This window comes from Gymnodinialimonas sp. 57CJ19 (assembly GCF_038396845.1).
Classification (GTDB): domain Bacteria; phylum Pseudomonadota; class Alphaproteobacteria; order Rhodobacterales; family Rhodobacteraceae; genus Gymnodinialimonas.
This window is the reverse complement of the sequence record NZ_CP151587.1, coordinates 265,333-283,645: the sequence shown is the minus strand read 5'-3', so window position 1 is coordinate 283,645 and position 18,313 is coordinate 265,333. Positions and strand designations below refer to the sequence as shown.

Sequence of the window (18,313 nt, the reverse complement as noted above, 5' to 3'; positions counted from 1 at the left end):
TTTGCCTGACTTTTTCGCTGCGCCAAGCCTAGGCGCAACCCCTCTCGTCCGAGGCCATGCGTCCCGCGGTCATCGGCTCTACCACGCCCGTCGTGCCCCAGAATGTCACCGGAAGCTCCCGCAGGCGGCGCATCGCCAGATATGCAAAGCACTGTGCTTCTGTGGCGTCGCCTTCCCAACCATGATCCTCGGCCTTTTCCACTGCCACAGAGGCATATATGCCGATCATTTTCAGAAGCGTGGGATTGTGACGCCCGCCGCCACACACAATCAAGCGGGAGGGGCGCACGGGCAGGCGGTCCAGGCCGCGTCCGATCGCAGCGGCGGTAAAGGCGGTGAGCGTCGCGGCGCCATCGGCGTCAGACAGGGCGGACACCCAGGCGTGGCCAAAGTCAAAGCGGTCCAAGGATTTGGGGTAAGGTTTGGACAAATAGGGATGCTCCAACGCGCGATTGAGTAGGGTCATGTCAACTGCCCCCGTAGCCGCGAGCCTTCCGTCGCGGTCCATATCGCCCAATCCCCGTAGGCCCATGAAGTCATTTATCGGCGCGTTGGCGGGGCCGGTATCAAAAGCGGCAAGGGTGCCGTCCGCATCGCGTCCCGTGACATTCGCTACACCGCCAAGGTTCAGGATCGCCGTTCCTTCGGCATCATCGAGAGTCGAAAGCAGCGCATCGTGATAGATGGCCGACAACGGCGCGCCTTGTCCCCCGGCAGCCATGTCAGCACTGCGGAAATCATAGACAACTTCGGTGCCCAGACGGTGCGCCATGGCCGGGCCGTCGCCCAATTGCCGTGTCTGCCCAAGTTGCCCAGATGACGGCGCGCGGTGCAGGACAGTTTGCCCGTGAAAACCCACAGCCGCGATGTCGTCCATGGTCAGGCCCGCGTCCTTGACCAATCTTGCCACCGCCTCCGATTGCGCCTGCGTGATCCGCGCCTCGGCCTGCGCGAAAATCGCGGGCTCGGGGCCGTCGAAGGCCCAATCCTTCGCGTCATTCAGGCATTGGGCAAGGATCTCGTTGGTTTCCGTGTCATAGGGATAGAGCGCGTAGGGCCCGAAGGCCCCAATGGTCTCTCCATCGGTTTGCAGGAGGGCGACGTCGATATTCCCGTCCAAAACGGTGCCGGTCATCAAACCTACGCACCAGCGCATTTCAGTGTCATGTGCCATAAAGCGCGTCTCCCACTTCTTGTCTTAGCGTCGCGATCCGGGTCTCGGCATGACGAGAGGGGTGAACGCGATTGGTCAGCAGGGTCCAGACTTGGCCCGCTGCGTGATCCACCCAAAGGCCCGTGCCGGTAAACCCGGTGTGTCCGATCGTTTTCGGCCCACATTTCTGCCCGCCCGACCAATTGGGAAAGCGGATTTCCCACCCGTGGGTGCGCTGGTCGGAAAGGGCCTCGCACGTCAGGTCAGGGCCGCGTCCGAGCAGAGCCTCGCCGAAATTTAGCAAGGCGTCGGCGGTGCCGAACAACCCCGCGTGGCCGGTGCCTTGAAGGGCGTAGCAATTCTCATCATGGACCTCGCCGCGCATGACGCGGCCCCGCCATGTGCAGGCTTCCGTTGCGGCGCAAGCCTCGGGCGGGGGGGTGAAAGTGAAGCCGGGGCCGGGGTCCATGTCGTGGACCAAGCAGCCCTCGACCCGTTCCAACGCGATGCCAAGAAGGATGAAGTTGATGTCCGAGTAGACCGGGTTTTCAACCCGGGGCCATTCCCGTTGCAATACGAAAGCCCGCAGGGTCGCGGGGTCATGGCCGTGGGTATAAATCGGGGCCACGGCGGGGAAGTGCGTGCGATGGCCAAGGCAGTCGCGAAACGTGGTGGCGCGCTCCCAACACTCGGCGTTGTATTGGCGAAAGTCGGGGATGACGCTGGTCAGCGGTGCATCAAGGTCCAACCGTCCGGCGTGGGCATGGGACAGGATGCGTTCCGTTGTAAACACGGGCTTGGTCAGAGAGGCGAGATCGAAGATCGTGTCCCGCGTCACGGGCGCGGGATCGGGCACCAAGGCAGCCGACCCCGCCCAAGCCACATGCCTTCCCTGCCCATTCACCACGCCTAGCACGGCGCCGGGGATACGCCCTTCGTTCACGGCCGCATCAGCCACGGCCCATGCGGCCTGAAAACTCACGCCGACGGCTCCACTGCATAGCGGTGGTGGGGGCCGTTTTCTTGCCACGTCACCGGGGCCGGTTCCCACCCGATGGGGCGCAGGGTGGAGGGGACTTCATCGGTTTCCACCGCGAAATCCACATGGCGACGTTCCAGCGAAGGCACCGCAGAGATCAGCTTGCGCGTGTAGGGATGCTGCGGGGCCGAAAGCACATCGCGCGAGGGGCCGATTTCCACCACCTGTCCTGCATAGATCACCGCAATGCGGTGGGCGATGCGTTCCACCACGCCCATGTCGTGGGACACGAACAGATAGGCCAGATCGAAGTCGCGTTGCAGATCAACCAGAAGGTCCAGGACCTTGGCCTGCACAGACACGTCGAGGGCAGAGACAGCCTCGTCCAGCACAAGGATCTTGGGCTCCGGCATCAAGGCACGGGCAATGCAGATACGTTGCCTTTGTCCGCCGGAAAATTCGTGGGGGAAGCGATCCAGAGTGTCGGACGGAAGGTCCACCTTGCCAAGCAGCATCTGCATCCTCGCCAGTGCCTCGGCATCCACACGTTTGCCCGCCGCGATCACCGGTTCCGCCAGCAGTTGGCGCACCTTCATGCGCCCGTTGAGCGAAGCGTTGGGGTTCTGAAACACCATCTGCACGGCGCGGCTTCCATCGGCCTCGATACGCCCCTTGGTCGGCTCATTCAGGCCAAGGATCGCGCGGGCCATGGTGGATTTGCCCGAGCCGCTTTCGCCCACAATCCCCAAAGTCTCCCCCGGTTGCAGATCAAACGACACGTCCGAGACCGCATGAACAACGCCCTTGGATTTGCGCCGAAAGCCGCCTCGCACGGGGAAACGCACGGCAAGGTCACGGACGCTCAGGGCGGGTTTGGAGCGCGTTTCGGCGGGCGCTCGGGCGGCGTCGCCGTTGCGAAAATGGGGCACCGCGCTGAGAAGGTGACGGGTGTAGGGATGGGTTGCCCGGTCAATGATATCATCGGTCGTGCCGCTTTCCACGACCTCGCCATGTTGCATGACCACGGTTTTATCGGCGATCCCCGCCACGACGCCGATGTCGTGGGTGATGAAGATCAACCCGGTGCCGGTATCGCGCTGCAACTCTGCCAGAAGCGCCAGAATCTGCGCTTGAATGGTTACGTCCAAGGCTGTTGTCGGCTCATCGGCGATCAGAAGGCGCGGCTCTCCGGCCAAGGCCATCGCGATCATGATCCGTTGCAACATGCCGCCCGACATTTGGTGGGGCGATTGATCCAGTCGCCGCGCGGCATCGGGGATGCGCACGCGGTCCAACGCCCGAATGGCCGCCTTGCGCACCGCGCCGCCGCTTAACCCGTGACGCTTGGCGAAGATCTCTCCGATCTGGGTGCCAACCTTCAGAACGGGATTGAGGGAGGTCATGGGTTCTTGGAAGATCATTCCAATCTCGCGCCCGCGCAGGCGCTGCATCTCGGCCTCGGACGCGTTCACGATATCGGTGGCGCCGTCCAAGGTAATGTTGCCCCCCAGCACGCGCCCGCCGCTGAAATCCACCAGCCGGTTGATCGACATCGCCGTCACGGATTTGCCGGACCCGCTTTCGCCCACGATGGCCAAGGTTTCACCCGCGGCCACGTCAAAGCTGACGCCGTGAACGACCTCTTTTTCCTGGCCTTCAACGCCGAATCCGACGCGCAAGTCTTTGACGGATAGAAGCGTCATGCCCGCCCCTCCTGCGATTTGGGGTCGGTGATATCGCGCAGGGCGTCGCCCAGAAGGTTAAAGCCCAGAACCGCCAGCATGATCGTCACCGCAGGATAGATCAGCAGCCAAGGTGCCAGCTCCATCAGGTTGCGGCTGTCCGACAGCATCACCCCAAGGGAGGGCGCGGGCGGCTGCGTGCCTAGGCCAAGGAAGCTAAGCGCGGCTTCTGTCAGAAGCGCCCAAGCCAGCGCCAGGGTGAATTGCACCGTCAGGGGCGCCACAAGGTTGCCAAGCAGATGCCGCGACAGGATGTAGGTACGAGAGCTGCCGAAGGTCCGCGCCGCATCCACAAAGCTGCGCGTCTTCAGTGACAGGGCCGGGCCACGGGCGACACGGGTGAAAATGGGCGTATAGACCAAGGCAATCGCGAGGATCGAGGTCCACATGCTCGCCTGCAAGATCGCCACGATCAACAGCGCCAACAGGATCGCGGGGAAGGCCAGAAGGATATCCATCGTGCGCATGGCGGCCCCGTCCCAAAGTCCGCCGAACCACGCGGCAGTCAGGCCCAGAAATGTGCCAAGGGTCGCGGCGATGGTAACAGAGGACAGGGCCACAAGAAACGAACGGCCCAACCCCTCCATCAACCGGCTCAGCATGTCGCGCCCAAACAGGTCCGTGCCCAGAAGGTAGGTGCCGTCCGGCGCTTGCATCCGCGCAAGGCGGTCTTGGCCCAGGGGATCATGGGGCGTCAAACCCAGCAGCCCCAGAAGCGCTGCGATGCTGAGCATGCCGATGATAATCAAGCTGATGCTGCCGGCCGGATGGCGGGCGAGGGCGCGCAGAAGGCTCATGCGTTGCCTCCATAACGGATGCGGGGATCAAGGGCGGCGTAGGCCAGATCGACCAGAAGGTTTACGAGCATGAAGTTGAAGGCGATGAACAGGATGACCCCTTGAACTAGGGCGTAGTCCCTTTCCAATATCGCGTCGAGCACGACACGGCCCAAACCGGGCAGGGCGAAGATCTGCTCTACGATCACTGCACCGCCCAGAAGGTAGCCGAATTCCACCCCGCTGAGTGTCAGCACGGGGATCAGCGCATTCGGCAGGGCGTGGCGCCAGATCACATAGCCTTGGCTGAAGCCTTGGGACCGGGCCGTGCGCACGTAATCCTCGCCTAGAATATCCATCATTGCGGCCCGTGTGATGCGGGTGACGGCGGCGGCGAAAGCGGTGCCAAGGGCGATGGAGGGCAGGATCATCTGCGCCAGATTGCCCAATGGGTCCTCCGAGAAGGTCACAAAACGGCCCATTGTAGGCAAAACGCCGAAGCCCACGGACAGGATGTAGATCGACAGAAGCGCGACCACGAAATTGGGCATCGACTGCCCCATCATGGCGAAGATGCGCACTATCAGGTCCGATGCCTTGTTGGCCCGCGTCGCCGCGAAAACGCCCGCGGGAAGGCCAATGGCAAGGGCCACGACCATCGACATCAGCGCCAATTGCAGCGTCAGGGGGAAGCGTTCGAGGATGATATCCAGCACCGGCTGGCCGTAGGTGACCGAGATGCCAAGATCGCCCCGGAACAAGCCGCCAAGCCAGCGGAAATATTGCACGGCCCAGTTCTGATCGAGGCCGAAGTAGGCGGCAAGCGCCTCGCGTTGGGCGGGGGTTAGCATCCCGCCTTCGGTGCCCAACATTGCCGTGATGGCATCGCCGGGCACCAATCTGATGGCGACAAAAACGAAGACGGAGACACCCAACATGACCAACGGAAAAACCGCGAGGCGTCCGAGAAGATATTTCATGTTGGGTGCCCTGCCTTTGCTTGCCGTTTATTCCGCCAACGTCACATCGACGAGGCCGAACAGCGTACCCGTGGGGGACGACACGAAGCCCGAAACGCCCTCGGTCTGCGCCGTGTAGGTGTTACCGGTGAACAGCCAGATCCAAGGCGACATTTCGGCCAGATGGCTTTCGAAGTTGCCAAAGATCTCGGCGCGGGCGGCCTCATCGGTTTCGGCGCGGCCCTCGATCATCAACGTGTCCAAGGTGTCGTCGATGTAGTTGGCGACCCCCTGCAGGTTCCCGTCCCGTGTCCAATAGCGGTTGTACATGGTGTAGGGGTCCACGCGGCCGCCGTTCAGGGCCACGGCCATGTCGAAGTCAGCGGCCAACCAGCGGTCAATGTAAACGCTGAGTTCCAGCATCTCGATTTCCAGGTTGATGCCCACTTCAGACAGCTGCGACTGGATCACCTGCGCCACGGCCGAGGCGGTGGGTGGCTCGCCGTTGGCGGCGATCACGGTGGCGGTGAACCCATCTGCGTAGCCCGCTTCGGCCAGCAATTCGCGGGCACGGTCTTGGTCCTGCTCGTAGCAGAACAGGCCGCTTGGGTCGGTGCGATACGCCGGAGAGGTCAGCGGACCGGTCACTTCGCCTTCACCCAGGAGCGCCGCATCCAGCACGTCCTGGCGATCAATAGCGCAGCCGATGGCTTGGCGCAGGGCCAATTCGCCCATAGGCTCACGCGATGCGTTCAGCTGCAATACATAGTAGCTCAGCGTCGGGGCCGTGTTCAGTTGCAGGCCTTCGGTGCGGGGCACCAACGTGGCAACCAGCGGGTCGTTGATAAGCGCGAAATCCGCCTGACCGGCACGCAGGGCGGCCAGCAAAGCGGTCTCGTCCGGCAGCACGCTGATGTTGATGCCGTCGTATGCCACATCGCCGCCGTGCCATGCGTCAAAGGCCGACAGGTTGGCGCTGGCGTTAGGTGTGCGTGCATCCAACGTGAACGGGCCAGAGCCGATGACTTCCGTGCCGAGTGTACCCGCCTCAATGGCCGAGGCCGGAACCACAGCTGCGTTGACGGAAGCCAGACCGTTGAGAAGCGGCGCGTTGGGGGCGTCCAGCTCGAATACCACGGTGGCGTCGTCGGGCGTTTCGATATTGATGATCGACGTGTAGTTCGCCCGCGCAATCGCGCCGGTTTCCTCGTCCAGGATACGCTCAAACGAGGCGCGCACGTCGGCAGAGGTCACAGGCGTCCCGTCGTGGAACATCGCGTCGCCGTCCAGTTGGAACGTCAGCTGCAAACCATCGTCGGAAAAGCTCCAGCTTTCGGCCAGCGCGGGTTGCAATTCCAACCCTTCGTCCAGGCGCACCAGCGGCTCGTACATCAGTTCCAACAGGCGGATCGTGGCAAAGCCCGGTTGCGTGTGCGGGTCAAGGCCCGTGGCGTCCTGGGACCATGCAAGGTCAAGGGTCTGGGCGGCCAGTGGGGCCGCCAGCGCAGTGCTGAGCAGCGCCAGCGCCCGTGCCGTTGTCTTGACGGTGGATGTGATCGTTTTCATTCCAGATATCTCCCTTAGGTTCGTGTCATGAGTGAAGTCAGGCGGCGGAATTCTCTCCCGCTCGTTCAATGGCTTTGCGAAGGAAACCTCGTTCGGCCTCCAGAGTGGTCCGTGCCGTGTCGGCATCGAGCCCGGTGATCTGCATTAAAATGGCCAGCTTCACGCTGCCGTCACTTTGGCGCAACAAATCCTGCGCTTCATCCGCGCTGCACCCGGTGGCATCGCACAGCATGTCGGCCGCGCGGTCTGCGAGTTTCTGGTTCGAGATCGTGACATCCACCATCCGGTTGCCCCAAGTCTTGCCCAAGCGGATCATGCTGGCGGTGGTCAGCATGTTCAGCACCATTTTCTGCGCGGTGCCGGACTTCAGCCTTGTTGACCCGGTCACGACTTCGGGCCCTACCACAGGCGAAATCGCAGCATCGGCAATATGCGCGATGGCCGACCCCGGATTGCACGATAGCGCTGCGGTGAAAGCGCCAAGGTCCTTGGCATAGCGCAACGCGCCGATCACATAGGGCGTGCGGCCGCTGACGGCGATGCCAATCACCACATCGCGGGCGGTCAGGTTAATGGCTTTCAGATCATCCGCACCCTTGGCTGCGTCATCTTCGGCGGCCTCTACCGGGTGGCGCAGGGCGGTATCGCCACCTGCGATCAGGCCCACGACCAATTCGGGCGGCACCGAGAACGTCGGCGGACATTCCGAGGCGTCCAGCACGCCCAAACGCCCGCTTGTGCCCGCGCCGATATAGATCAGCCGCCCACCCTGGTTGATGGCGTCCACGATCCGATCGACGGTGGTAGCGATGGCTGGAAGGGTCAGGGCGACGGCATCGGCAACACCGCGATCTTCGTCATTCATGCAGGCCACGATCTGAGCGGCGGACATCAGGTCGATGTCAGCGGTGCGTGGATTGCTCGCTTCCGACACAAGCGATGCAAGGTCTGTTTTGGCAGCGGTAGACACGGCAGCGACTCCCCTTCTATGCCTTAGGGTGAATTTTTTATTCCACTATGTCAAATTTTTTGTGATAAGTTATTCCAAAGCGAGCCAGCCCGAGGACCAATCCTTGTCTATACTCACCTTGATGCAGGCCCAGTTGGGCACACTGTCCGCTGGCGAGCAGCAGATTGCGAATACGATTCTGGATGATCCCGATGCGATGGCGCGACTGACTTCGATCGAATTGGCGCGAAAGTCGGGGCGGAGCCAATCTTCGGTGGTGAAGTTCTGCCAGAAGCTGGGGTTTTCGGGATATCAGGACTTGCGGATGGAAATCACCCGGGCCGCAGCCGCGCAGACGGTGCCGATTGATGCGGTTCACAGCACGATTGATACCGGCGACGACGCCCTGATGACGGCGCAGAAACTGCTGTCGAGCAAGATCAAGTCACTGCAGGAAACCCTTGGGATCAATCCGCCCGCTCAGCTAGACGCCGCGCGGGATGCACTGAATGCAGCCGCAAGGGTGCAGCTTTCGGGCGTCGGTGCATCATCGCTGGTGGCCCGTGACTTTGCCTATAAACTTCAGAAGCTCGGCATTCCTGTGCTGTTTGACGCGGATAGTCACATCCAGATGGCCCATGCCGCAACGTTGACGCCCAAAGATGTGCTTGTGTCCTTGTCGCAATCGGGCACCAGCCTAGAGACGTTACGGGTGGCGGAAACGGCGCTTCAGCGGGGCGCGACTATTCTGACCGTGACGGGTTTGCAGCCGAACCAACTGGCGGATTTGGCGGGCAACGCTCTGCGCACCGTCACCGATGAAGAACGGGTCCGGTCATCGGCTATCACGTCACGGGATGCGCAATTGATCCTTCTGGATCTTGTATTTCTGCGTCTTGTTCAGATCCGCGATGGGGCGGTCGATTTGATCAGCGGCGCGGCCGAGGCTGTGGCCCCACTGAAGATCTGAGTCCCCCTCAAAAAACCAAAGCCCGCGCGGATGCACGGGCCTTGGCCAAGTGAACAACTTGAAGCGGCGTTACTCCGCTTTTGGGCCCGCCTCCAGCACGTCTTCCAACGTGCGCAGGCCGGTGCGGGGGGCTTGCACCAGTACCGACATATTGCCGGGCTTATGCTCATTCCGGAGCATCTTCAGATGCGCGCCGGGCAGTTCATCCCATGGGAAAACTTCGGACATGCAAGGATCAAGGCGCTGCTCGCACATCAGTTTGTTGGCAGAAGATGCTTGCTTGAGATGCGCGAAGTGGCTGCCCTGCAAACGCTTCTGGTGCATCCACATGTAGCGCACGTCGAAGGTGCAGTTGAAGCCCGAGGTGCCGGCGCAGATCACCACCATGCCGCCTTTTTTACAGACCAAGGTGGACACCGGGAAGGTCGCCTCGCCGGGGTGTTCAAACACCATATCCACGTTGTTGCCCTTGCCGGTGATGTCCCAAATCGCTTTGCCGAACTTGCGGGCTTCCTTGAACCACTCGGCATATTCAGGCGTGTTGACCGTGGGCAATTGGCCCCAGCAGTTGAAGTCGCGCCGGTTGATGACGCCCTTCGCGCCAAGCCCCATGACAAAATCGCGTTTATCTTCGTCGGAGATCACGCCAATCGCGTTTGCACCCGCCGTATTGATCAGCTGGATCGCATAAGAGCCGAGGCCGCCGGACGCGCCCCAGACCAGCACGTTCTGGCCGGGCTTGAGGTCGTGGGGTTCATGGCCAAACAACATCCGGTAAGCGGTGGCGAGCGTCAGGGTGTAGCACGCGCTTTCTTCCCAGGTCAGATGCTTGGGGCGCGGCATCAATTGCTGCGCCTGCACATTGGTGAACTGTGCGAAAGAACCGTCCGGCGTCTCGTAGCCCCAGATCCGCTGGCTCGTGGAGAACATCGGATCGCCGCCGTTGCATTCCTCATCATCGCCGTCGTCCTGGTTGCAGTGGATCACCACCTCATCCCCGATTTTCCAGCGCTTTACCTTGTCGCCGACGGCCCAAACGATGCCTGCCGCGTCTGAGCCCGCGATGTGATACTCTGCGCCGTGGCCATCAAAGGGGCTGATCGGCTGGCCAAGGCCCGCCCAGACGCCATTATAATTCACGCCTGCGGCCATCACGAGGACCAGCACCTCGTTGCTGTCAAGCACCGGCGTATCCACGACTTCAACCTCGAACGCCTTATCGGGCTCGCCATGGCGTTCGCGGCGGATCGTCCAAGCGTACATCTTGGGCGGGACATACCCCATGGGGGGCATTTCACCCATCTCGTAGAGGTCTTTCATGGGCGCATCATAGGGTGCGGCTTGCGTGGGTGCGTCTAGGGCCATGGTACTCTCCGTCATGTCTATGTCCTCGGGCGTGATGCCGCGGTGCGGAATCAAATGCTGCTAATGCGAGAGATATTGGCGGCAGGGTAATATTGCAACCATGAAATGTCATTTTGAGTAATTTTATGTCGCAGCCGTGCTCGTTGTGGGCGAGGTGCGGCAGGCGGGACGTCGCCCGGATGTGGGCCTATGACACTCAGGAACCGTGACCACGCGCGTTCATCCACTCGCGCAGTCGCGCTGCGACCTCGTGGGTGGCCGTGTTGGAGCTATAGACGCGATCAAGCAGAAGGGGATCTTTTCCGGCGAGGTCGAATTGCAAAGTGTGCATGTCATCATCCTCATGAACTGTGATGTTGCAGAACAGGTCAAACGGGATGGTTCGGGTCTTCGCGCCGAGCAGGCCGCGCCAACGGACATGAGCTAGGCGCTGGGTGGCATCAAAGGTTATCCTGGCAGAACTGTTGGATAGGATGCCCCAAACGCCGATGCCGGTGAAAAGGAGACCGATGACGATGAAAAACGCGGTCAACTGTGTGATCTCTGCGATGAGCATGGCACAGGTAAAGGCGGCACCGAATAGAGCAAAAAACGCGAAGCACAGGTCCGCGAAAATCTTGCGGCGGCTGACGATGGTGAAGCGGGTGTCTGTGTCCTCGGTGATTTTCAAGGAGATGAATTCTCCAACCGTTCGACATCCAATAGATGCGCCACCGACGCCGCGTAGTAGTCAATGACGGGCAAGCCGCGCTCGGTCACGGTCAGAGCGCCTCCGTCGCGCTCCACGAAGCCACGCTCCATCAAGGCGCGGAGACCTGCTTCGATCGTGTAATCCAGATCCTCGCGGGCAAGGTGGACGTGGGTTTCCCGGGCCGAGGCCCGGTCTACGCGTTGCTGGACGGCGTCCCTGAGCGAGGCGGCCGTACGCGCACCGTCTTTGAGGGCATGGGCCACAAGGGGGACGGGCACAATCGGGGTCACGGAGGCGATGCGCGCCATCAGCGCCTCGCCCAGGGCCTCTGCGTCGTCCGTGTGCTTGTGGGAAAGGAACTCGTTCAGCGACAGGGGATCGCCAAAACTGACGGCGGCATAGCCGTAGCGGTGAAACCTGCCGGTGATCCGGTGCCAGATTTGGCGGCGCAGGTAGCGGTAGATCGGCAAAAGCGTGAAACGAAAGCCCGCAGTGCCGCCGGATTGCGCGGCGATCAGGTTCCGGTCCTCCATCACCCGGTCGTAGTTGATGGCCACGGGGACGAAGGTGACATTGCGGGATTTGCCCGGCGTGAAACCATCAAGAATGTAAGAGATGAGCCCGAGTTTCGGAGGCCCTAACCCGCCGGTGCGTGACAGGCCGCCTTCGGGGAACACGGCTTGGGTCACGCCGGCCTCGGTCGCCATCTGCACGTAGCGGGCCAGCACCTTGCGATAGAGCGGGTTGTTGTGTCGGCGGCGAATGAAGTAGCCGCCGAGTGCGCGGACAAGGCCCCGCAGCGGCCAGACCCGGGCCCATTCGCCGACGGCATAGGCCAAGGCAGAGCGTTCAGCGACAAGCCAGGTAACCAACACGTAATCCATGTTGGAGCGGTGGTTCATCACGAAAATCACCGTGTCGTCGGTGGGAATACCTTCAAGGGCGTCGGCATTGGGGTCGGTCAGGCGCACCCGATAGAGCGATTGGCTCAAGAAACGCGCGGCGCGGATGGCGAAAGCAAAATAGGTGAATGCCGAGAAGCCGGGGACGATTTCACGGGCGTAACGCTCGGCCTGTTGCGCGGCGACATCTTCGCGAACGCCCTTGGACTTGGCGTGCTCGATAATGGCGGCGGCGACCTCGGGATCGTAGACGAGACGGCGCACCGTATCCATGCGGCGGGCCAGTTTGAATGGTTGGATTGGCGTCTTGAGACGCTTGTTCAGTTTAGCCACCGCGTTTTCGAGGCGGCGGCGCAGGAACCAGCGGACCGAGGGAAAGAGGAAATGAGACGCAAAGGTAACGGCTGCGAACAGGAGGATCAGCACGAAGAGCCAAAGGGGAAGGGTGATGGGCGTCGTCATGGGCGGACGGTGTCAGGAAATGAAGGGCGGCGCAATTGGTGAGGCGGGGCCTGGCGCGGGGAAAGTTGCTGTTGGTGCGCAGGTGGCGACGGGGCGCTGAGAGGGGCTCTGCCCCTACGCCTCCCGCGGGGAGGCGCTTACCCCGGAGGTGTATGGCCAAGGCGAATGGGTGCGTTGCCCAGGTCAGCGCCGCGGTGCAGCTTTGCGCATGCAGCGAATTGACAGGGACATTTTATTCCGCATACATGCACTTTAACGAAATGATATTGCTGATAACGAGTCGGAGCCTCCCATGTCCCAAGCCCCTAAAGACCGCCCGTGGTTGATCCGGACCTATGCGGGACACTCCACAGCGGAGGCGTCGAACGCGCTGTACCGGGGCAATTTGGCGAAGGGGCAGACGGGGCTTTCCGTGGCTTTCGATTTGCCGACCCAGACGGGCTACGACAGCGATCATGTTTTGGCGCGGGGTGAGGTTGGCAAGGTGGGCGTGCCGGTGAGCCACTTGGGCGACATGAGGGCCTTGTTCAAGGACATTCCGCTGGAGCAAATGAACACCTCGATGACGATCAACGCGACGGCGCCTTGGTTATTGGCGCTTTATATTGCCGTGGCCGAGGAGCAAGGCGCGGATGTGCGCGCTTTGCAAGGGACGGTGCAGAACGACTTGATGAAGGAATACCTGTCGCGTGGCACCTATATTTGTCCCCCCAAGCCGTCGATGGCGATGATCGCGGATGTGGCTGAATATTGCTATAAAGAGGTTCCGAAATGGAACCCGATGAATGTGTGTTCCTACCATCTGCAAGAAGCCGGGGCGACGCCCGAGCAGGAACTGGCATTTGCCTTGGCGACAGCGGTTTCCGTCCTGGATGAATTGCGCCCAAGGGTGCCGGAAGAGGATTTTCCGACGTTGGTGGGGCGGATTTCGTTCTTTGTGAACGCGGGCATTCGGTTCGTGACCGAGATGTGCAAGATGCGAGCCTTTGTCGATCTGTGGGATGAGATTTGTGAACAACGTTATGGCGTGAGCGACCCGAAGTTTCGGCGTTTCCGGTACGGTGTGCAGGTGAACTCTTTGGGTCTGACCGAGCAGCAGCCTGAGAATAACGTCTACCGCATTCTGATTGAGATGCTTGCTGTGACGCTCTCCAAGAAGGCCCGCGCCCGTGCGGTGCAATTGCCCGCCTGGAATGAGGCCTTGGGGCTGCCGCGCCCGTGGGATCAGCAATGGTCCATGCGCATGCAGCAGATCATGGCGTTTGAGACGGACCTGCTGGAATACGGCGACTTGTTTGATGGCAACCCGGTCGTCGATGCCAAGGTCGAAGAATTGAAGAACGGCGCAAGAGCGGAATTGGCGAACCTGCAAGGCATGGGCGGTGCCATTACGGCAATTGACTATATGAAAGGCCGATTGGTGGATTCCAACGCGGAAAGGGTTAACCGGATCGAGCGGGGGGAAACCGTGGTCGTGGGCGTGAACAAATACACCGCCTCCGAGCCGTCGCCGCTATTGGGAGAAGACGGTGGAATCATGGTGGTTGATCCGGCGGTGGAGCAGGATCAAATCGCCCGATTGGAGGAATGGCGCATTAGCCGCGAGGACAGTGCCGTGAAAGCGGCGCTGGAGGAGCTGGCGGTTGCGGCTCGGGAAGGGCGCAATGTGATGCCTGCCTCGATTTCTGCCGCAAGAGCGGGCGTTACCACGGGTGAATGGGCCGGGGTTATGCGAGCGGTTCACGGAGAATACCGGGGGCCGACAGGCGTATCAGGGGCCGTTTCCAACAAGACAGAAGGGCTCGAAGATATTCGCGACGCCGTGGACGTGGTGAGCGACAAATTGGGACGGCGTCTCAAGTTTCTGGTGGGGAAGCCGGGATTGGATGGCCATTCCAATGGGGCAGAGCAAATCGCATTTCGGGCCCGCGATTGCGGCATGGATATCAGCTATGAGGGTATTCGGCTGACCCCGGCCGAGATCGTCGCCAGCGCAATAGCGGACAGCGCCCATGTAATAGGCCTTTCGATTCTGTCGGGAAGCCATGTGCCGTTGATTAAAGAGGTGATGGAGCGCTTACGCCAGGAAGGAGTGGATATTCCCGTCTTGGTCGGCGGTATTATTCCCGATGAGGACCGCGCTACCTTGCTGGGATATGGCGTGGCAAGGGTCTATACGCCCAAGGATTTTGAGCTGAACACGATCATGATGGATATCGTGGCTTTGGTGGATTCCTCCGCAATCGCCGCTCAGTAGCCGCGGCCTGATGCTGCTCAAAAAAGGACATGTCCTTTTGTTTACTTGATTTTGAGATCTGAAAACGGCAAACGCCTTTCACTGGAAGCCAATAGTGAAGGGGAATTCGTTATGGCAACATCACTTGAATCAATGAGCCTGGAAGAGCTGCAATCCCATCAACGGGAAGTGGAGGCTACAATTAAAGGCTATGAAAAGAAGCGCAAAGCAGATTGTCTTGCGGAACTGAAGGCCGTTGCAAAGAAGCACGGTTTCTCGCTTGATGAATTTGTGGGCGGAAAAGTGTCTTCGAAATCTGGCCCTAAAGGCGTGGCGAAGTATGCCAATCCTGCGGACGCGAACCAAACCTGGACAGGTCGTGGTCGCCAGCCCAATTGGATCAAGGACGCATTGGCTGCGGGTAAATCTCTGGACGAGTTTGCGATCTGATGACGGTTCATATCGGAGCAAAGCCCGGAGATATCGCTGAAACGGTCTTGATGCCGGGCGATCCGCTGCGGGCGAAATGGGCGGCAGAGCGGTTTTTGGAAGACCCGGTCTGCGTCAATGAAGTCAGAGGCATGTTGGGTTTCACGGGGAAGTGGCGCGGCAATCGCGTAACGATCCACGGTTCCGGCATGGGCATGCCAAGCCTGTCGATCTACGCGAACGAATTGCTCCGCGATTACGGGGCGAAGACGTTGATCCGGATCGGCTCCTGCGGAGCGATGCAGAAATCCGTGAAGCTGAGGGACGTGATCCTGGCGATGACGGCATCGACCCTGTCGACGCCATCCTCGGGCATTTTCCGAGAGCTGAACTATGCTCCTTGCGCGGATTACGGGCTGCTTCAGGCGGCCTACCTGGCGGCGGAAGGCAAAGGCGCGGGCATTCATGTGGGCGGGATTTATTCGTCTGACGTGTTTTATGATGAACGCCCTGACCTGAATGAGCAAATGGTGCGCCACGGTGTCTTGGCCGTGGAGATGGAAGCGGCAGAACTATACACCTTGGCGGCACGCTATGATGCGCGGGCATTGGCGGTTCTGACCGTGTCTGACCATCTGCTGACGGAAGAGGCGTTGCCGTCGGAAGATCGGCAATCCAGCTTCTCGGATATGGTCGAAATTGCGTTGGAAGCCGCGTTTTCATGACAAGGCGATTGGCCGGACATAGCGTCGGGCCAATCGGGCTTGGCTGCATGAGTTTCGGGGGCATTTATGGGGCCACCGACGAAAAAGAGAGTTTCGCCTGCATGCAGGCGGCGCTCGATCTGGGGGTGACCCATTGGGACGTTGCCGAGATCTACGGCGGCGGGGTGAGTGAAACGGTCATTGGCCGGTTCCTCGATGCCACAGGCGCTCAGATCACGCTTGCCACCAAGGCGGGCATCTACACGCAACCGACCCGACATTTCAGCAACGCCGCCAGCGATTTGCGGCGGTCCCTGGAGGGGTCTTTGACGCGGTTGGGCCGTGACAAGGTAGAGCTGTTCTATATCCATCGCCGCGAGCATTCCCGACCCGTGGAAGAGGTGATGGAGATCTTGGCGGGCTTCCTGGACGAGGGGTTGATCGGGGGCATCGGTTTTTCCGAAATCTCACCCGCAACCCTGCGACGCGCGGCGGCCGTGGGGCCCGTGGCGGCGGTGCAATCGGAGTATTCGCTTTGGACGCGTCAGCCGGAACTGGGCATGATCCAGGCCTGCACTGAGGTGGGGGCTGCCTTTGTGGCGTTCTCGCCATTGGGGCGCGGTATGTTGAGCGATCATTTCCAAGGGAGAGAGAATTTCCCCGAAGGTGATTTCCGTTCGGGACAGCCAAGGTTCCAAGACCCGAATTATCAGGCGAACCTGGCGGCGATTGAGGGCTTCAAGGGGTTTTGCGCAGAGAAGGGCTGGTCCGCGTCGACGGTGGCTTTGGCGTGGCTTTTGGCACAGGGCGATCACGTGATTCCGATACCGGGCACACGGACCGCAGCGCATTTGACAGAGTTGGCCGGCGCGACGGAGATTGTGTTGGAGGCGGAGGAGTTGGCTGAGATTGAGCGGCTGTTGCCTGCGGGATTTGCCCATGGGGCAAGGTATGCAGAGGCGCAATGGGCGGCGGTGGAGATCTACGGATAGGGTAGGTTTGTGGGGCTGGTTTCGGCTCTTTGAGTTGTATTTGCCAAGATGAAGGGGAGCCCGTGGCGCTTCCGTGGCAAGGGGCGCGCGTTAACCTTAGCGGAAGGTTAACGCGCGTTTTCGTCAGAGGATCACGACATCGAGGGGCGGGAAGCCGTTGAAGCCGATCGAGGCGTAGGTTGTTGTGTAGGCACCGCAGTTTCTGATCCAGATACGGTCCCCGGCTTTGATGCCGAGGGGAAGGGCCACGGGGCGCTTTTCGTATAGGACATCGGCGCTATCGCAAGACGGGCCCGCGAGGATGCAGGGGCCGGTTGTTTCATGGTCACGGTCGGTGGCGAATTGGTAGCGGATTGCCTCGTCCATGGTTTCGGCGAGGCCAGAAAATTTACCGATGTCCAAGTAGACCCAACGGTGCAGGTCATCGGGGGATTTTCGCGACACGAGGAGTACCTCGGCCGCAATCATGCCCGCGTCGGCGACGAGGCCTCGGCCGGGCTCGGCCATGATGCGGGGCACGTCTTTGAAGCGGGCATGGACGAGCTCCATCACCTTGGCGGCGTAAGCCGTTGGGTGGGGGATGTCATCGCCGTAGAAGGCGGGAAAGCCGCCGCCGATGTTCAGCAGGTCGAGGGCGAAACCAGCGGCATGGGCCGCGTCCCAGACAGCAGCAATACCATCGAGGACCGGGGCCCACATCATGGGGTCACGGGTTTGGGACCCCACGTGGAAGCTGAGGCCAACGGGGCGCAGGCCGAGCATGCGGGCGTGGGCCATCAGGGAAAGGGCGTTGTCGCGGGTGGTGCCAAACTTCCGGGTCAGGGGCCAATCGGCGCCGGAGGCTTCCACCAGCAGGCGGATGTAGACCTGAGCACCGGGAGCGTGTTCCGCGATCTTGTCCAGCTCTTCGGCGGCGTCTGCGGCGAAGACATCGACGCCGACGGCATGGGCGAAAGCAATGTCGGAAGGTTTCTTGACCGTGTTGCCGAAGGAGATGCGCGATGGGGTGGCGCCGGCTTTGAGGCACATCTCGATCTCCACGCGGGAGGCGGCATCGAAGCCGGAACCCATGGCGGCGAGGCGAGAGAGGATCTCGGGCGCGGGGTTGGCTTTGACGGCGTAGTGGATATGCGCCTGCCCGAGACCTGTGGAAAGGACAGTGTACTGCTGCGCCACACGGTCGATGTCGAGGATAAGGGTAGGGCGCTCGAACCCGTGGGCGCGGGCGTAGGCTTCGGCACGGGAAGGGGATGCAGAATGGGCGGGCGAAAGCCCGGGGAAAGTAGCGGTCATCACGTTCTCCAAGTGGACGGAACGCCCCATTCAAGGGGACGCGTTGCATTCAAAGGGAGACGTTACCGTCGCTACGTAACTGCGATGGTTATCCCGATATGTCCCAAGGGAGGGGCAACCGACTTACCATCCGTGACAGAGGCGC

At 61.1% G+C, this 18,313-nt stretch carries 16 protein-coding genes; 5 read left to right on the top strand and 11 right to left on the bottom strand.

Annotated features, from left to right (window positions below):
• Nucleotides 1-28 precede the first annotated feature (28 nt).
• Genes AADW23_RS01430 through murQ form a run of 7 tightly spaced genes read right to left on the bottom strand, consistent with a single transcriptional unit; the run spans nucleotide 29 to nucleotide 8,145 of the window.
• Nucleotides 29-1,174, bottom strand: coding sequence for an anhydro-N-acetylmuramic acid kinase (locus AADW23_RS01430; protein WP_341862751.1), 1,146 nt, complete (start codon nucleotides 1,172-1,174; stop codon nucleotides 29-31).
• Complete coding sequence (locus AADW23_RS01425) at nucleotides 1,164-2,135, bottom strand: serine hydrolase (RefSeq protein WP_341862750.1); 972 nt, start codon at nucleotides 2,133-2,135, stop codon at nucleotides 1,164-1,166. Before AADW23_RS01425 ends, AADW23_RS01430 begins: the two co-directional genes overlap by 11 nt.
• On the bottom strand, nucleotides 2,132-3,835 hold the full coding sequence (locus AADW23_RS01420; protein ID WP_341862749.1) for an ABC transporter ATP-binding protein: 1,704 nt from the start codon (nucleotides 3,833-3,835) through the stop codon (nucleotides 2,132-2,134). The genes AADW23_RS01425 and AADW23_RS01420 overlap by 4 nt, the downstream gene beginning before the upstream one ends.
• Complete coding sequence (locus AADW23_RS01415; protein WP_341862748.1) at nucleotides 3,832-4,671, bottom strand: ABC transporter permease; 840 nt, start codon at nucleotides 4,669-4,671, stop codon at nucleotides 3,832-3,834. Before AADW23_RS01415 ends, AADW23_RS01420 begins: the two co-directional genes overlap by 4 nt.
• Entirely contained in the window at nucleotides 4,668-5,630 is a 963-nt protein-coding gene (locus AADW23_RS01410) for an ABC transporter permease (RefSeq protein WP_341862747.1), read from the bottom strand. The genes AADW23_RS01415 and AADW23_RS01410 overlap by 4 nt, the downstream gene beginning before the upstream one ends.
• A gap of 27 nt (nucleotides 5,631-5,657) precedes the next feature.
• Complete coding sequence (locus tag AADW23_RS01405) at nucleotides 5,658-7,175, bottom strand: ABC transporter substrate-binding protein (protein ID WP_341862746.1); 1,518 nt, start codon at nucleotides 7,173-7,175, stop codon at nucleotides 5,658-5,660.
• A gap of 37 nt (nucleotides 7,176-7,212) precedes the next feature.
• Complete coding sequence (gene murQ / locus AADW23_RS01400; protein WP_341862745.1) at nucleotides 7,213-8,145, bottom strand: N-acetylmuramic acid 6-phosphate etherase; 933 nt, start codon at nucleotides 8,143-8,145, stop codon at nucleotides 7,213-7,215.
• A gap of 103 nt (nucleotides 8,146-8,248) precedes the next feature.
• On the opposite strand from murQ, the gene AADW23_RS01395 reads away from it, so the two are divergent.
• Nucleotides 8,249-9,094, top strand: a complete 846-nt coding sequence (locus AADW23_RS01395) for a MurR/RpiR family transcriptional regulator (protein WP_341862744.1) — start codon at nucleotides 8,249-8,251, stop codon at nucleotides 9,092-9,094.
• A 69-nt stretch (nucleotides 9,095-9,163) separates the two neighbouring features.
• Here the strand turns inward: AADW23_RS01395 and ccrA are convergent, their stop codons facing one another.
• The 3 genes from ccrA to AADW23_RS01380 all read right to left on the bottom strand — a co-directional run bounded on the left by ccrA (nucleotide 9,164) and on the right by AADW23_RS01380 (nucleotide 12,514).
• Nucleotides 9,164-10,459 (bottom strand): crotonyl-CoA carboxylase/reductase, encoded by a 1,296-nt coding sequence (ccrA, locus tag AADW23_RS01390; RefSeq protein WP_341862743.1) that lies wholly within the window; start codon nucleotides 10,457-10,459, stop codon nucleotides 9,164-9,166.
• Between the two features lie 196 nt (nucleotides 10,460-10,655).
• Nucleotides 10,656-11,129, bottom strand: a complete 474-nt coding sequence (locus AADW23_RS01385) for a hypothetical protein (RefSeq protein WP_341862742.1) — start codon at nucleotides 11,127-11,129, stop codon at nucleotides 10,656-10,658.
• Nucleotides 11,126-12,514: a 1-acyl-sn-glycerol-3-phosphate acyltransferase gene (locus tag AADW23_RS01380; RefSeq protein WP_341862741.1), complete on the bottom strand. Its 1,389-nt coding sequence runs from the start codon at nucleotides 12,512-12,514 to the stop codon at nucleotides 11,126-11,128. Before AADW23_RS01380 ends, AADW23_RS01385 begins: the two co-directional genes overlap by 4 nt.
• 292 nt (nucleotides 12,515-12,806) lie before the next feature.
• Between AADW23_RS01380 and AADW23_RS01375 the strand changes: the two genes are divergently transcribed.
• From AADW23_RS01375 to AADW23_RS01360, 4 genes are all read left to right on the top strand, one after another.
• A complete protein-coding gene (locus AADW23_RS01375; RefSeq protein ID WP_341862740.1) occupies nucleotides 12,807-14,771 on the top strand; it encodes a protein meaA in 1,965 nt (654 codons plus the stop codon).
• A gap of 111 nt (nucleotides 14,772-14,882) precedes the next feature.
• Nucleotides 14,883-15,200 carry an H-NS histone family protein gene (locus AADW23_RS01370; protein WP_341862739.1) on the top strand — a complete coding sequence of 106 codons (318 nt, stop codon included), beginning with the start codon at nucleotides 14,883-14,885 and terminating at the stop codon, nucleotides 15,198-15,200.
• On the top strand, nucleotides 15,200-15,904 hold the full coding sequence (deoD, locus tag AADW23_RS01365) for a purine-nucleoside phosphorylase (protein WP_341862738.1): 705 nt from the start codon (nucleotides 15,200-15,202) through the stop codon (nucleotides 15,902-15,904). Before AADW23_RS01370 ends, deoD begins: the two co-directional genes overlap by 1 nt.
• The gene (locus tag AADW23_RS01360) at nucleotides 15,901-16,875 is read left to right on the top strand and encodes an aldo/keto reductase (RefSeq protein WP_341862737.1); all 975 of its coding nucleotides are present in this window, start codon (nucleotides 15,901-15,903) and stop codon (nucleotides 16,873-16,875) included. Before deoD ends, AADW23_RS01360 begins: the two co-directional genes overlap by 4 nt.
• Before the next feature lie 123 nt (nucleotides 16,876-16,998).
• Here AADW23_RS01360 and AADW23_RS01355 read toward each other — a convergent pair whose 3' ends face one another.
• A complete protein-coding gene (locus tag AADW23_RS01355) occupies nucleotides 16,999-18,168 on the bottom strand; it encodes a type III PLP-dependent enzyme (protein ID WP_341862736.1) in 1,170 nt (389 codons plus the stop codon).
• Nucleotides 18,169-18,313: the final 145 nt, after the last annotated feature.

Excerpts from the sequence above, each read along its gene's own strand:
- AADW23_RS01370 (WP_341862739.1), top strand. The coding sequence starts at position 14,883 with ATGGCAACATCACTTGAATCAATGAGCCTGGAAGAGCTGCAATCCCAT.
- AADW23_RS01430 (WP_341862751.1), bottom strand. The coding sequence starts at position 1,174 with ATGGCACATGACACTGAAATGCGCTGGTGCGTAGGTTTGATGACCGGC.
- AADW23_RS01410 (WP_341862747.1), bottom strand. The coding sequence starts at position 5,630 with ATGAAATATCTTCTCGGACGCCTCGCGGTTTTTCCGTTGGTCATGTTG.
- deoD (WP_341862738.1), top strand. The coding sequence starts at position 15,200 with ATGACGGTTCATATCGGAGCAAAGCCCGGAGATATCGCTGAAACGGTC.
- AADW23_RS01420 (WP_341862749.1), bottom strand. The coding sequence starts at position 3,835 with ATGACGCTTCTATCCGTCAAAGACTTGCGCGTCGGATTCGGCGTTGAA.
- ccrA (WP_341862743.1), bottom strand. The coding sequence starts at position 10,459 with ATGGCCCTAGACGCACCCACGCAAGCCGCACCCTATGATGCGCCCATG.
- AADW23_RS01415 (WP_341862748.1), bottom strand. The coding sequence starts at position 4,671 with ATGAGCCTTCTGCGCGCCCTCGCCCGCCATCCGGCCGGCAGCATCAGC.
- AADW23_RS01360 (WP_341862737.1), top strand. The coding sequence starts at position 15,901 with ATGACAAGGCGATTGGCCGGACATAGCGTCGGGCCAATCGGGCTTGGC.
- AADW23_RS01405 (WP_341862746.1), bottom strand. The coding sequence starts at position 7,175 with ATGAAAACGATCACATCCACCGTCAAGACAACGGCACGGGCGCTGGCG.
- AADW23_RS01375 (WP_341862740.1), top strand. The coding sequence starts at position 12,807 with ATGTCCCAAGCCCCTAAAGACCGCCCGTGGTTGATCCGGACCTATGCG.
- AADW23_RS01355 (WP_341862736.1), bottom strand. The coding sequence starts at position 18,168 with ATGACCGCTACTTTCCCCGGGCTTTCGCCCGCCCATTCTGCATCCCCT.
- AADW23_RS01380 (WP_341862741.1), bottom strand. The coding sequence starts at position 12,514 with ATGACGACGCCCATCACCCTTCCCCTTTGGCTCTTCGTGCTGATCCTC.